The 15,485-nt window shown below is 31.4% G+C and carries 7 protein-coding genes; 5 read left to right on the top strand and 2 right to left on the bottom strand.

The window, feature by feature from the left end; all coding sequences use genetic code 11:
* Positions 1-199: 199 nt before the first annotated feature.
* On the bottom strand, positions 200-1,642 hold the full coding sequence (locus FNW38_RS08650; protein WP_143388173.1) for a serine hydrolase domain-containing protein: 1,443 nt from the start codon (positions 1,640-1,642) through the stop codon (positions 200-202).
* Positions 1,643-1,973: 331 nt separating this feature from the next.
* On the bottom strand, positions 1,974-3,836 hold the full coding sequence (locus FNW38_RS08645) for an ABC-F family ATP-binding cassette domain-containing protein (RefSeq protein WP_143388172.1): 1,863 nt from the start codon (positions 3,834-3,836) through the stop codon (positions 1,974-1,976).
* A gap of 1,346 nt (positions 3,837-5,182) precedes the next feature.
* Here FNW38_RS08645 and FNW38_RS08640 point away from each other — a divergent pair.
* From FNW38_RS08640 to FNW38_RS08620, 5 genes are read left to right on the top strand one after another with little or no spacing between them, the layout of a single operon-like run.
* A complete protein-coding gene (locus tag FNW38_RS08640) occupies positions 5,183-5,689 on the top strand; it encodes an OmpH family outer membrane protein (RefSeq protein WP_185963115.1) in 507 nt (168 codons plus the stop codon).
* Complete coding sequence (locus FNW38_RS08635; protein ID WP_143388170.1) at positions 5,673-6,275, top strand: hypothetical protein; 603 nt, start codon at positions 5,673-5,675, stop codon at positions 6,273-6,275. Before FNW38_RS08640 ends, FNW38_RS08635 begins: the two co-directional genes overlap by 17 nt.
* Positions 6,272-11,716 carry a hypothetical protein gene (locus FNW38_RS08630; protein ID WP_143388169.1) on the top strand — a complete coding sequence of 1,815 codons (5,445 nt, stop codon included), beginning with the start codon at positions 6,272-6,274 and terminating at the stop codon, positions 11,714-11,716. Before FNW38_RS08635 ends, FNW38_RS08630 begins: the two co-directional genes overlap by 4 nt.
* Positions 11,717-11,754: 38 nt before the next feature.
* The gene (locus FNW38_RS08625; RefSeq protein WP_143388168.1) at positions 11,755-14,736 is read left to right on the top strand and encodes a hypothetical protein; all 2,982 of its coding nucleotides are present in this window, start codon (positions 11,755-11,757) and stop codon (positions 14,734-14,736) included.
* A gap of 48 nt (positions 14,737-14,784) precedes the next feature.
* Positions 14,785-15,480 (top strand): LolA-like protein, encoded by a 696-nt coding sequence (locus FNW38_RS08620; protein WP_143388167.1) that lies wholly within the window; start codon positions 14,785-14,787, stop codon positions 15,478-15,480.
* Positions 15,481-15,485 lie beyond the last annotated feature (5 nt).

Below are 15,485 nucleotides of genomic sequence, written 5' to 3'. Positions count from 1 at the left end.
CAACAGAATTAGATTTTGTTGTGGTTTTTTGCTTTATTATTTTGTTACTCATTGTTATGGGCGCAAAGTCAGAGACATTTGCGCAGCTTAACCAAGAACTATTGTATACTTCGAAGAGCGGGGACCCATACGTACGGTGGTGTGAGAGGCGCAGTCCGTCAGTTATTGGCGGACCCGTCTACTCGATTAGCCGTAGTTATTATTTTTTCAACATTTCATCAATTTTATTAACCATATCTTTTGCGTTTGTATTTCCTGAATACATATCAAATGATTTTTGATAATTCTGTTTTGATAATTCTAATTGTCCATTTGCAAAATACGCTTCGGCTACACAATCATAAGCATTTGAAGAATTTGGATTTTCTTTTACGTTAAATTCAAAAACTTTAATTGCGTCTTTTAAATTTTCATTATTCATCAAATTATATCCAATCGTAATTAATCTGTTTTCGAAGTTTCGTGTCGGATTTTGGTTTTTTATTGTATCATAATTTTTTACTGCTTTTTCAAAATCATTTTTATAAAAATCAGATGTGATTTTTTCATCTGCTAATAAATTACTGTCCAATAATTTTTCATCAACTATACCAGCAATATGGTCAATTACTTGTTCTTCTACATTATAATTTTTATAGCCATTTGATAAAAATATAATAGTCAAATCATTATCAATAAATTTTCTAAAAGCTGTCATATTTCCACCACTAAAACCAAATGATTTTATTTTGTTTGTTTCGTATATTCCCCAACCGTAAAGAAAGTTGTCTTTCGTGTTTTTAAACTGAAATGGGCTCCACATTGAATTTTTTGTTGCTGGATTTAAAAGAATATTTTCATCTAATCTTTCATTCCAAGCTATAAATTCTTTCAATGTAATATTCAAACCACTTCCTGAATTATGAATTTTACCGTGATCAGCATTAAATCTTTCATATCTATTCTTTTTAAAATCAAAGAGATGATGAATAACTCTATCAGGAATGGATTCTGAAGAATTTGCTGAGAAAACAACTCCCTTTTTTGCAGAAGGGAATTGATTTTTTAATACATAATCTTCAAATGTTGACCCAAATGTTTTCTCAATAATTTTTGTAAGTAAGCAATAATTGGTTTGATTGTAACTGTAATAATCCCCAGTTTCAAACTCCATTGGTTTTTTGTATAACCGCGACCATTTTTCACTTTCATCTAAAGAATACGGAATGTCTTCAAATTTTACAATATCTGGTAAACCTGATGAATGTGTTATTAGATTTTTGATTTTAACATCTTGCCATTCTTCAGGAAGATTATCCAAATATTTAGCAATTTTATCTTCTAATGATAATTTGTTTTTCTCAATAAGTTGAAAAACAGCAACCGCTGAAATCAATTTGGTGGTGGAATATAATCTAAAAATTCTGTTTTCATTTACAAGCGTATTTTCTTCTATTGAACTTTTTCCATAATATTTCTCGTAGATAACTTTTCCATTTTTTATAACTGCAACTGCTGAACCTGGAATTTCATTAACTTCAATAATTTCTTTTAGATAATTGTCTATTTTTTGTTTTAAATTGTTTTTTGAATTCTTCGCTTTTTGACTAAAACAGGAAATAGTTAAACATAGGAAACTTATAATTAAAATTGATTTCTTCATTTTTTTGATTGGTTTTTCTATGCACGATTTTTTTATAATTACGGCTAACTTGCATATAGGTCTGACAAAATCATCCCAATCTACCCAAAATTGGGAGGCTTGGTCTGACAAATATCAGGCTTTATTTCTCTCAAAAATATATAAAATAAACTACAAAACATCAAAGGAACTTTTAATTTGCTCTAATTTTTCTTACGAATTTATAATCACTTTTTTGCTTTAAATAACAACACCCACAACAAAATCTCATTCTGTTGTGGGTGTTGTTTAGAATATTATTTGAAGAAAGTGTCTCATGCTGCAAACTGCGACTGAACACTGAATACTAATTTTATCCCTCTATCTTCGCAGAAAGTTCAAACCATCGTTCTTCTTTCTCCTCAATTTTATTGATGATATTTTTCAATTCGTTGGCTTTTTTCTCGATAGCTGCTTCTTCGATTTTTCCATCCGAGAATAATTGTTCGATAGTTGCTTTTTGAATCTCTAAATCTTTGATTTCTCGTTCCGTTTTTTGAAATTCTTTTTGCTCGTTGAAAGTCAGGTTCCCGGTTGGATTGTTTTGTTTCCAGTCTTTCTTTTCCGCTTTGTTTTCCTCTTTTTGAGCCACGTCAGCACTGTCTTCGTAGGCTCTAAAATCAGAATAGTTTCCAGGGAAATCTTCCACCACACCATCACCTCTAAAAATGAATAAGTGATCCACAATTTTATCCATGAAATACCTGTCGTGCGAAACTACAACTAAGCATCCAGGATAATCCAAAAGGAAGCTTTCCAAAACATTTAGTGTCACAATATCCAAATCATTGGTTGGCTCATCCAGAATCAAGAAGTTTGGATTCTGAATCAAAACCGTACACAAGTACAAACGTTTCAATTCGCCACCACTCAATCTATCGACAAAATCGTATTGTTTTTTAGCATCAAACAAGAAACGTTCCAATAATTGCGAAGCCGAGATCAATTTTCCTTTCATCAACGGAATGAATTCTCCGTATTCCTTAATCACATCAATAACACGCTGACCCGGCTTTGGATTGATGCCACTTTGCGTATAATATCCTATTTTTATGGTTTCACCAACAACTACTTTCCCTGCATCAAGCGGAATAGATCCTGTTAAGAGATTCAAGAAAGTCGATTTTCCAGTTCCATTTTTTCCAATGATTCCAATGCGTTCGCCACGTTGAAAATCAAAACTGAAATTATCCATGATCACGTGATCTTTGAATTTTTTGGAAATTTTGTGAAGCTCGATAATCTTGCTTCCCATACGTTCCATGTTAATTTCAAGCTCCACTTTATTTTCGCGACGGCGACTTTGTGCTTTTTCTTTAATTACATAAAAATCATCCTGACGCGATTTTGATTTGGTCGTTCTCGCTTTTGGCTGACGGCGCATCCATTCCAATTCTTTCACAAAAAGATTCTGCGCTTTATCCACACTAGAATTCTCGGATGCGATGCGTTCCTCTTTTTTCTCTAAATAATAAGAGTAATTTCCTTTGTATTGGTATAATTTTCCGTTGTCTAATTCGATGATTTCGTTACAAACACGCTCCAAAAAGAAACGGTCGTGTGTCACCATAAACAACGTAATGTTTTCTTTGGCAAAATAACTTTCCAGCCATTCAATCATCTCTAAATCCAAGTGATTCGTAGGCTCATCCAGAATCAATAAATCAGGACGATTGATCAAAATGATAGCCAGTGATAACCGTTTTTTCTGTCCACCCGAAAGATTCTTCACTTTCAGTTTAAAATCTTCCAACTTCAGTTTGAACAAAATTTGCTTGTACTGCGTTTCAAAATCCCACGCATTGTGCTGATCCATTCCGTCAAAAGCTTTTTGGTATGCTTCCTCATCTTCAGGATTTTCTAACGCTTTTTCATACGCTTCAATCACTTTCAAAGTCTCATTATCTGATGCGAAAATACTTTCTTCAATGGTCAATTCGTCTTGCAAATTGTTATTTTGCGAAAGGAAAGCCATTTTTATGCCTTTTCTCAAAACTACTTGTCCCGTATCTGGTTCTTCAAGACCATTAATAATACTCATGATAGTAGTTTTTCCAGAGCCGTTTTTGGCTATGAAGGCAATTTTTTGGTCTTTATTGATTCCAAAAGAAATATTTTCAAAAAGTGTTCTTTCTCCAAAAGATTTAGAGATATTTTCAACAGATAAGTAATTCATATTATAAAAGTGCCTAAAAATAAGGTTTTTTTGTTTGTTAAAATTAAGGGGTCTCTAATTAGGTCTCTAATTTTAAATAGGAGTTTAATTTCGACGATGCAAAGATACCTTTTTGAATCAAACAAAAAAAGGATAGGTATAATCTATCTTGCACTGGAGCATTAATAGTTTTTTTCTCTTTAGCAGCTCTATATTTTAATTTTTGGTGTTAGCTTGATTTAATTTGAAATATTGGACATGCTAACCTTAGCGACAAGATATGGTTAAGAACAAATCTTAATTTTAGAGTGTGGTTTTATTTATAAATTTCTGTTGACTTTTTTTTAATATGCCTTTCAGGGTTATTAATTTCTTCAAGAACATGAATGCAACTTTTTTCAAGGCTGACTTTTTTATAAAATGAATGCATATACTTCCGTTCGGAATATTTTTTTTCATTTTGTTGGTTGAGCGAAATTTCAATGACGGTAAGACAAATCAGCCAATAATATCAACGTTGAATTCTTTCAAGATGGTTATAAGAATTATATCATCTCCGTTTGTTTATATAATGATTCACTACTTTTTGGTTCCGATTTATTGCTTTTTGTCAGCTTAATGACAATCCACAAGAGTTGTAAAACTTGTTTCTTTTGTTCATCAGTATTCTTGCTGTAGCCTTGCCAGAATTTAAAAGTGCAGTTTTGATATAGCACAATATAAATTTCCTTATTTTTAAGTAATGCTTTTACCTGCTAGTCATCATTATTATTTACTGCGACAAGTAATCTACAGCATTTAATTAGGGGTTAAAGCTTAGAGCAGTAAACAAGTGCTTTACCAATCATAAAATCTTTTATGATAGTCATTGAGGCGTCTCGTTGTCCAATGGTCATCTTACCAATGCTTACAGCACCTCTTGGAAGTAAATAAATACCGGGGTCTGATAAGGATTCGTTCCATAAAAAACACTCTCTGTAAGTGCGAATGAAATTATACTTAGGATTTCTATAAAAAAATCTATCATAACTATTTTTAATATACCTATTAATCTTAACAATTAAAGTAAAGTTTAGCGAACAATTTGTCAATTTGTGGATAAGAAAATCTGATGATTTCGGTATCAATGAACAGATAATTTATTAAAAATAGTGCATAGGAAAAAGAAATAAAAACATATCAGAGATTGCTTTTACGTTTTCTTCTTGTGTGGATCGTAAATCTTTTTTCTTTTAAATATCAAATATCACCAAAAGTGGGTATTGTTAATTAACAATAATTATTAGACTTTTGAAGAAATTTTTAATAAGAGATGTTATAAAGTAAGAAAAAATACTATATTTGTGTAAATTTTAACAAGATATTTTGTGATAAAAAATAAATTAAATTTTCTAGTTGTAATCAATATCGTATTAATAGGTATATTGATTATTGTTTTTGCTTCTAATATTCTAGCATCAAGTAAAAAAATTGTTTATGCTGACAACAGCAAACTCTTTGATAGTTTCAACATGACAAAAGAAATGAAGCGAATTGGGGAAAAAGAATTTAATACTCGGAAATTGAGTTTAGATTCTCTGTATTCTAAGTTGCAATCTCAAACAATTTCAGAAGGAGATAAGAAAATAGTAATGCAAAATTTCATCAAGGGAAAAGAAGAATTGGAGCAATTCAACCAAAATTTTGCTTCAGAAGAGTCTTTAAAAATTTGGGCAAGAATTCATGGCTATGTAAATGAATTCTCTAAAGAAAATAAATATCAATTAGTCATTGGTTCGGAAAATAAAAGGAGCGTTTTGTTTGCTGATGAAACTATAGATGTGACAAACGAGTTGCTTATTTATATAAACAAAAAGTATGAGGGACTTAAATAAGATATTTTGTTTGCTTTTTGTTTTTGTATTTTTTTCTTGTAAGAAAGGGGGGGATGATAATAAAGGTGACTCCGAAATTAGAGATCGCTATTTCAATTTGGAAAAGGTAGGCTGGAAATCCCGCGTATATATCCAAAAAGTAGACGACATAGGCTTTGTTGCTACTGAAGTTCCAATTCAATATTATTTGTTAAAAGATAAAGGGAACGAAAATCTAGTGCTTGTTGATTCGCTCTACGAAGAAAATAAAAGAGAACGCATCATCGAATTTACATTCCAGCAAGACGAAGAAAAAGATATACTCTCAAAAGACTTTACAGGAATGGAATATACCAATGCCGTAAAATATATGTCTTTTGGTTTGGATAAAGATTTCTATGTGGTGACTTCAAAAAAAGATACTATTCCTTGTTCTGGAGTTAGTTATGAACGAAGCTATAAAATTGCACCTTATCAAAAAGTGTTGTTGTTCTTTAGCGGAATAGATCCAAATGATAAAATACAATTGGTTTATAATGACTTTCTTTTTAGGAAAGGAACTCTTAAGTTTAAATTTAAAGATACTTATACTCAAATAGCCTTATGATTCAACAAGTTAAAAAAAGTAAGTTTAAGAAAACGCTGGCTATTTACTTAGCCATGATGATTCTTTTAGAATCGATACAGCCTTTACAAATGTATGCACTAACTAGTGGACCTACTCAACCTGAGTTTAATAGTTTTACACCTATCGGTACATCAGACATGATTGATTTAGCGAGTGGTGATTTTAACTATAATATTCCTATTATGGATGTGGGAGGTTATCCTATAAACCTAGCTTATAATTCAGGAGTTACAATGGATCAAGAAGCTTCTTGGGTTGGATTAGGGTGGAATCTTAACGTAGGACAAATTAATCGACAAGTTAGGGGGCTTCCTGACGATTTTAATGGAGACCCAATGCGCTATGAAAATGATCTTCGTAAAAATGTAACGGCCGGAGTCAATTTCAAAGCTAATCCCGCATTTTTTGGAAAAGATTTTCCCTTTAGTTTAGGTTTAGGAGCTCAATATAATAATTATGAAGGGGTTACATTTAAACCTTCAGTTGGGGTTAGTTTTGCACTGTCTGAAAACTTACAAGGATCTAGTTTAAACTTTGATTTTTCTTCCTCAACTGCCGATGGTGCAACAATAAGTCCCTCGGTAAGTATATCTAGTAATGTAAAGGATATAAATGACAAGACTATTGGTTTAACGACAGGAATTGGTACGACTTTAAGTAGTAGAAAAGGTTTAGAGAATATGAGTATGTCTGTTACCTCTATGGGGAAAAATAAAGATGTGAAAAGTGGAACATTGAGCGGTAGCCTGTCATTCAATATGACGCACAATCATACTCCAACCAAACGAATTGGGTTTATAAATGATAATTACACTTTTAATGCAGCATTGGGTACTGAAATTTTGGGAGGAGAAGCACAAGGTAATATATTAGGTTACGGTTCAATACAGACAATTAATCCTATTTATAAAGATAGGACAATTGGGGGTTATGGTTACGACTTTACCCATCATAAAGGAACTAAAGAAGGTGTTTTAGATTATAATCGTGAAAAAGAACAACCAATCAGTCAAAACACAACTGTTTTACCAGTTACTAACTACACTTATGATATATACAATGTAGAAGGACAAGGGATTTCAGGTATGTTTAGACCTTATCGTTCACAGGTAAGCTATGTTTATAATGATGATGTCACTGATGTTGGAGCAGGACTATCTGGAGGGGCAGAATTTGGTGGAGGTAATCTAGTTCATATGGGACTTAATTTTAATCTCTCTAATTCTCTTGCTAAAACTGGAAAATGGAAATCTAACAATTTTGCATTACCTGTATTTGAAGAAAGTAAATTAGATAAAAACAATATAGAATATCAAGCTGTCTCATATAAAATGATAGGAGAATTAAATGTAGATAATGAAAGCGGTCTTTATGAAAACAGGTTACACAGCAACAAAGCGGTTGATATTAAACTTGGTGGTAAAGGTTATAACATGTTTGCAAAATCAAGTTATAGAGTAAAAGCATCAAATAAAGAATATGTAGAAAGTCCTTTCTCGTCCAGACTAAAACGTGATGGCAGAATTCCTAGAAACCAAGTAGTTCAAAAAGTATCACAAAAAGAGGCTGATGACAAATTTATTTTTAAAAATAAATTTGGAAAACAACATCATACCGCTGGAATGAAAGTAATACAAACTGATGGCTCAACTTATGTTTACGGAAAAACAGCCTATAATACAACTAAGGTAGAAGCAACTTTTGACGTGTCAAGCCGTACTGATGGGAATATACAAAATGGTTTAGTTTCCTATAATGGATCAGTAAAAGGAAATGGAACAGGTAGTAGTGATCATTATGTAAATAAAATAACAACTCCTTCTTATGCACATACTTATTTAATCTCTAGTATATTGTCTCCAGACTATCAGGATATTGACTTTAATGGACCATCGGATAATGATTTCGGGAAATATACAAAATTTGAATATTCTCATGCTGATGACAAAAATTACATAGCTAACTATAGATGGAGAGTTCCTTACCAAAAGAATACAGCTTCATATAATGAGGGGTTAAAATCGGGTAAACACGATCAAAAAGCATCCTATTTATATGGAGAAAAAGAATTGGTGTATTTAAAAGCAATAGAAACTAAAACCCATATTGCTTTTATTGACTTAGAAGACCGATTGGATGCAATGGGTGTAGATAGCGAATCTGGTGGGATGGGATCCCAGAGCATGAAAAGAATTAAAAGTATTCGCTTGTATTCAAAATCAGAATTGCAAAAAGATAGAAACGGAAAAATAATTGATCCTGTGTTATCAAGTATAATTACTCCAATTAAAATAGCTCATTTTGAATATAATTATAATCTGTGCGCAGGAATTCCTTCTAATTTACCGACAGATGCTAATAACAAACGAGGTAAATTAACATTGGAAAAAGTGTATTTTACTTATAGAAACTCAAATATGGGAAAATATACACCATATGTTTTTGGATATGGAGAAAGCACAGCCAGTAATCCTAATTATCATATTAAAGGGTTTGATATTTGGGGGAATTATAAAGATTCAAATAAAAATGGAATTCCAAATGCTGAATTTCCATTCGTAGAACAAAACAAAGCAGATGCAGATATAAATACCGGAGCTTGGACTTTGAAAACCATTGATTTACCTTCAGGAGGGAAAATTGAAGTGAGTACAGAAAGTGATGATTACGCCTATGTACAAAATAAAAAAGCAATGCAAATGTTTAAAGTTATCGGATCTGGACCTGACGTAAACGTAAGAGATAGTAATTTGTTATATGATTTTGGAATAAATCAAAATAGATATATTTATGTAAAAGTAGACCCATTAGATAAAAATATTACAAAAGAAGAATTTATTAAAAAGTACCTTTCTGAAAACATTGACAAACCAATTTATTTTCGTTTTCTACTAAATATGACCACTGATAAAAGTGACTATGTAAGTGGCTATTTTGAAATTAAAAAAGATTTAGACATACGCGTTGATGTAAATGGTATTGCATCCATTCCTCTTAAATTCGTCAATTTAGATGGTGGATTGGTAATTAATAATAGACAAGTTAATCCAATAAGTAAAACTGGGTGGGGATTCGGAAGAACTTATTTAAACAGATTGATTTACAGTAGTGGTGGTGACGAGGTAAATAAAAAAGTATTTGCTATTGTTCGCGATCTGGTATCTAGTATTGGTGCAATGAAAGAACTTGTAACAGGGCCTAATGCTAGGTTATTAGAAAAAAAATGTGCCCAAAGATTTGATCCTACCAAGTCATGGATTCGATTGGAAAATCCAAATGGTAAAAAATTAGGTGGAGGATTGAGGGTGAAAAAAATAACTCTCAGTGATGAGTGGAATGTTATGAATTCAGTTGAAACAAATGAAACGTATAAAGAAAAATATGGACAAGAATATAATTATTCAGATTCAAATGGTACATCTTCTTCTGGAGTTGCAACGTTTGAACCCAATGCTTCAAATGAAAATCCTTTTGTAGAACCATTTTATGCAAAAACTGGAAATTATGCTGAAATATTAAGTGCTCCTAAAGAATTGAATTACGTTGAAAAACCATTTGGAGAGAGTTTTTTTCCGTCACCAAAAGTAACATATTCGAGAGTTACCGTAACTAATCTAAACAAAAATGAAAACGGAAAATCCTTGAAAAAACATGGGACAGGTAAAACAGTGACTAGTTTTTACACTTCAAAAGATTTTCCTACAAAAGTTGATTTTACTGATAGGCAATTAACACCTACACATAGTCAATCAAACTTATTACTCAGCATGATGTTTGAATTTTCACGGTTACACGTTACTGCTTCTCAAGGTTTTGTAATAGAGACCAATGATATGAATGGAAAATTAAAATCGGAAGAGGTATATCCAGAAGGTATTGACAGTAAACCTATTTCAATGGTAGAATATAAATATAATGTAGATAGCAATAATAAATTAACAAATGAATTACCAACTATAAATTCAAAAGGGGAAGTTCAAAAGCAGTTGATAGGAGTTGATTATGACATGGTAAATGATTTTAATGAAAGCACTAGTTCATCTACTTCTTTTGGTTTTGATGGCAATTTAGCATCTTTCCTTATTGGCATTTTTCCAGGCTTCGTTCCTTTATTATTGCCTAGAGGTAGTTACCATGACACACAGTTACGAACTGCCGTTACAACTAAAGTAATTCATAAAACAGGTATTTTAATTGAGAAGGTAGCCCATGATTTAGGTTCAAGAGTTTCCACTAAAAATTTAGCTTGGGATTCTCAATCTGGACAAGTATTATTAACAGAAACTATCAATGAATTTGATGATAAATATTACAGTTTTAATTATCCTGCCTATTGGTACTATAATAATATGGGAATGGCTTCTGAAAATCTAGATTTAGAAGGTACCTTAATTAATTATTCAGGGCAACCTAATTTATTTACCTTGAAAGATATGCCTACTAGTGAAGATATTTCTAAATATTTAAAAATTGGAGATGAATTAATATATGACCCCAACGGATTAGGGCATGAATATACTAAATTATGGGTGTATGGATATAATTCAGATAAAAAAGCCGTGAAATTAATTTCAGGAAATAGTTCGCAGGAAATAAATACAACTCACGCATTTGATATTAAAGTAGTAAGGTCAGGAAATAGGAACCAGCAAATGGCAAATATGGCTTCTGTAACAAGTATGATAAATCCAATTGACCCATCTAATAATGGTATTCTTGTAAATAATATTACGAATGCAACTTTTAATTACCAAGGCAGTGTAGATAATCGTAAAGTGATTAATGCGAGTGCAATAGAGTATAATGATGATTGGCAATCGCAATGCGAAATGGGCTTACCAAATGAAAATGGTCTTATAAATGGAGAAGGTGTAGCCGTGAACCCATTTATTTACAATTTGAAAGGCAATTGGAGGCCAATAAAGTCATATGCTTACCTTTCAGGGCGTAATAATGATGTTACTACACATCGCAGAAAAACAGGTTTTTTTACCAATTTCAATTCTTTTTACAGCATTAATAACAAAAAATGGGGTATTGATCCAGCTGGATGGACTTTCGCAAGTCAAGTAACAAAATACAACCCTTATGGGGTTGAACTTGAAAACAAAGATGCTTTGAACAGGTATTCATCGGCACAATATGGAAACAAATACACTTTACCCGTTGCTGTAGCTTCTAATTCACAGTATAGAGAAATTGGTTTTGATGGTTTTGAAGATTACGACAATGAGGTTAATGTTTTTTATTTAAAACCACATTTTGGTTTTTCTCAAGGATTAATTGATAATCAGGTATTTGTAACTACTAAAAAATCTCATACTGGTAATAAAAGTTTAGGGGTTAAATCTGGCACAAAAGCTACATTCATTCGAAAAGTTGAAGGGTGTAAACCAGTACCTAGTACCACTGCTCTTTAAATTTAACAGGTTATTAATTGCAATACAAAGATAAAGCCATGAAAAGTATCAAAAAAAATAATTTTCTCATCTATTTCGTTCTATTCATATCAATGCTACCAGTGTATTTAGCTCATAGTCAAAGTGGAGGAACATCTAATGACCAAAATAATTTATTTTCGATAGATTCGATAGTTGGAAAGAAAAATCATTTTCTTTTAAAATTTAACTTAAATTCGATTAATAATTGTGAAATTGGGAGGTTAGAAATTCAAAAGGGATCACTAACTCTAATTAATATTGATGGAATCCTTCTTGAAGCTACTATCAATAATGAGAATCCTGAAAAAATTATTATTGACAAAATCCCCCTAGGGGTTTCCAATGGAGGAGCTATTAATGCACCGACGATGGAATTAGCGTTTCCTAATGGAAATACCTGTGACCAAGCTAATCAGGAAATTAAAGTACTTTTCGGTTGTTCTGGAAATACTCCAATAAGTAGTCAAATTCAACAAGTTAAAGGGAGTGATATTTTAAACAGGGCAAAAATTATATTTACTCAAGAAACTAATACCAATTCTTCTTTATGTTACAGTGATAATGTAATATTATATAAAATACAGGCTTCTAATCCTGAGATTGACTCCAAATACAGGTATCTAATTTCGGACGCTAAAATTACAGCTAAATTACCTCCTTGTGCAAAATTAATCGGTCTATATCAAGAAAATTCGTACACTCCGGTTTCATTTGTTATTCCGTCAGAAAATTCATTAGTATGGGGTATTCCTGAAATTAATAAAATAAATCAAAATTTTGATTTATATGTACAGTACCCATGTGAGACATGTGTGCTACAAACGAGTATGACTCATCCTACAGTTAGTCTTTCGGGTAATTTTCCAGAAGCATGTGCCTTGTCTCCTTTAAATACAGTGCCAATTGCTCCTTCAAATGGATCTGAATTTTCAAATTCACAATGTGAAAAATGTGAGGGTGGGGTATTCGTATTGAACGCCGATGCCGTTTCAAATTTCCCATGTGATACTTGTCCATTAGATCAAGCTTACATACAAATTAAGAGTAATATATCTCCTGACTATCATAATAAAAAAGCGAGTTTATTGGTAGAAATTCCAATTCCGTTAAGAGATAAACTGATTAGTAACCCGTTTGAAAATGCAACCTACTATTACAATAATAAATGGAATACTACCGTAGAGCCAAATAGCAGTGTTGAAAAAGTCCATTTCATTATGGATACACCTATAAATCTTATTAAGAATATCAATTTTAAAAATACTCAAGTTTCTAATTTGGATATAAATTATTACTTCTATTCGGATAGTATAATAACTCCATTTAATCAAATTGGCAAGTTTATAGTTAAGTTAAAATCCCAATCTTGTACTCCCAATTTAATAGTTGATTACAAAGTCAAAACAAATGCATCCAATACGTTTGCTAATAAAATTTATGCAAACCCCGGTGAAACAGTAACATTTAGAATTAAAGTTATAAATAATGGCAGGATTGAATTGTCCAACATCAATTTGAAGCATTTGCTAAGTGATAAAATATTATATGCTGGTCAATTTAGATATGCTTATACTAATGAATCAAATCCTTTAGACAGAGAATTTTATTATTTACAAGAAAGTCAATCTGAAATTAAAAACTTTCCAAATAGCAATAGTAATGTTTTTGTTCAGCGTCCTCCACTTAATCAAACAGGAGAGATTAGTTTAGCTTCAAAACCTAATTTTATTCTCCCTTACAACTGTACAGATAATAAGTATATATATATTGAATTTGATGCTCTATTATCTAAAGAAGTTAACGCTGGAGATATTTTATTAAACAACTTGAATGTGTATACAGAACAAACAGATAGTCAGGAAAGTAAAACGGAAATTGTTGTTAATAATATTGTTTATGCAACATCGAATATGTACGTAAAGTGTCCTGTGGATAATGAGTGGACTGCATTAGGGGTAAAGCAGCAAGTTTTCCCTGAAAAGAGAGTGAGAAATGGCGATAAAATTCAATACAAAATGGAATTTATGAATCGAGGATCGGTTCCATTAATAGTAACCGATTTAGTAAATAATAAGCCTCATCAAGGAGATCAAACTGAATTTAAAAAAGTATTGAGAGGAAGTGAAATGACCATTAATTATTCTTGTGAAACTCCAGTTACTTTACCTGCAGGTGGTAGTGTTTCCTATGCAAGTTCACTAGAGAATTCTAGTTCAACAGAAAGTTTATGGAATACTTGGAGTCAAACTTCTTGTGAACAGGCAAACTGGATGAAAATTAGTTTTGGCGAAGGCTATGTATTAAATCCAGGTCAAAAAATTGATGTTATTTATGATGCGGTTGCCGTAGGCGAATTAGGACAATTGGGAAACAATAGCTTTGCTTTTAGAGTTTTACGTTTAGACGGGGCGCTTTTAAAATCAGATGATTCAAATATTGTTTCTGTTAAAAATGATCAACTAGGATGTACAACTCCACCTGAATGTAAAAATTGTGCTTCTTTTGATTTAGTTCCCAAAGAAAAATATTTAGTGAGTGCATGGGTAAAAGAAGAATATGAAAACAATCCCTATTTACAATTTAAAAAATATGAAAACAGCTATGTATTGATTGGATTTTCGGATAAAATTGATAAGAACAAACGGGATAATATATCATTTTTTCCTACCGGAAATATAATAGACGGTTGGCAACGTATTACTGGTGAATTTGTTGTTCCAGAAACTGCGGATGATTTTTTTCTGGAATTGGTAAATTCAAATAATGATGAAAGAGTTACCTATTTTGATGATGTGAGAATAATTCCTAGTAAAGGGAGTATGAAAAGTTTCGTATATGATCAAAAAACACAGCGTTTAATGGCAGAACTAGATGAAAATAATTATTCAACTTATTATGAATACGATTTAGAAGGAGGCTTAATAAGAATAAAAAAAGAAACGGAAAAAGGAGTGTTTACAATACAAGAAACTCGTAGTGGAAATGCAAAAAAACAATAGTATATGATATCTTATAAGTTTTCCAAAACATTAAAAACCAGTTTTTTAATGTTTTATTTCATTAGTACCTTAAGTTTTTCACAAGAAAAAGAAAGTAAATATAATGCTAACGATATAATCAAAAAAGCATCATTAGCTTATCAAAAAAGTAGTTATTTTTCATACAACAGCCAATATATTATGTATGCCGATTATGTAACGAATAAAATACTTGAGAAGTACCAAGGGTATATTATAAAAAAGGATAATTCTAGTTATATTAAAATAAAAGAAACAGAAATTATTACTTTACCACCCTATGGAATTAGAATCGATAATGTCAATAAAGTAATTGCAATGATTCAAAGCGATGAAACTACATTACAAAATCCTTTAGTAGTAGATCGTTATTTAAAAGAGTTTAATGCAAAATTAATTTCTAGTAAGGGTGAGTTTTTTGTTTGTGAAATAACTCCTAAAAAAGATAATGAAGTTAATCCGTTTTACAAAATAATTTTTCAAATCCGTAAAACAAATTTCCATGTCATAAAACAAATTTTGTATTTGGCTAATCAGATTGATTCCAAAGATTCCAAAGGAAGATTAATCAGTAATAAGCCTAGAATTGAGATTTCTTTTTCTGCACGTACTCGAAATGAGAAAAAAGAGAGTAAGCTATTCCGAAACGAAAGTTATATATCAATAAAAGGAAATGAAATCAAACCGGCCCATAATTATTTAGGGTATACTATCTATAAATCATAACCGAA

It is taken from the genome of Flavobacterium gawalongense (assembly GCF_007097265.1).
Lineage (GTDB): Bacteria > Bacteroidota > Bacteroidia > Flavobacteriales > Flavobacteriaceae > Flavobacterium > Flavobacterium gawalongense.
Note: the sequence above shows the minus strand (reverse complement) of the source record. Positions and strands in the feature narration are given on the sequence as shown.

Excerpts from the sequence above, each read along its gene's own strand:
- FNW38_RS08650 (WP_143388173.1), bottom strand. The coding sequence starts at position 1,642 with ATGAAGAAATCAATTTTAATTATAAGTTTCCTATGTTTAACTATTTCC.
- FNW38_RS08645 (WP_143388172.1), bottom strand. The coding sequence starts at position 3,836 with ATGAATTACTTATCTGTTGAAAATATCTCTAAATCTTTTGGAGAAAGA.
- FNW38_RS08635 (WP_143388170.1), top strand. The coding sequence starts at position 5,673 with ATGAGGGACTTAAATAAGATATTTTGTTTGCTTTTTGTTTTTGTATTT.
- FNW38_RS08630 (WP_143388169.1), top strand. The coding sequence starts at position 6,272 with ATGATTCAACAAGTTAAAAAAAGTAAGTTTAAGAAAACGCTGGCTATT.
- FNW38_RS08625 (WP_143388168.1), top strand. The coding sequence starts at position 11,755 with ATGAAAAGTATCAAAAAAAATAATTTTCTCATCTATTTCGTTCTATTC.
- FNW38_RS08620 (WP_143388167.1), top strand. The coding sequence starts at position 14,785 with ATGTTTTATTTCATTAGTACCTTAAGTTTTTCACAAGAAAAAGAAAGT.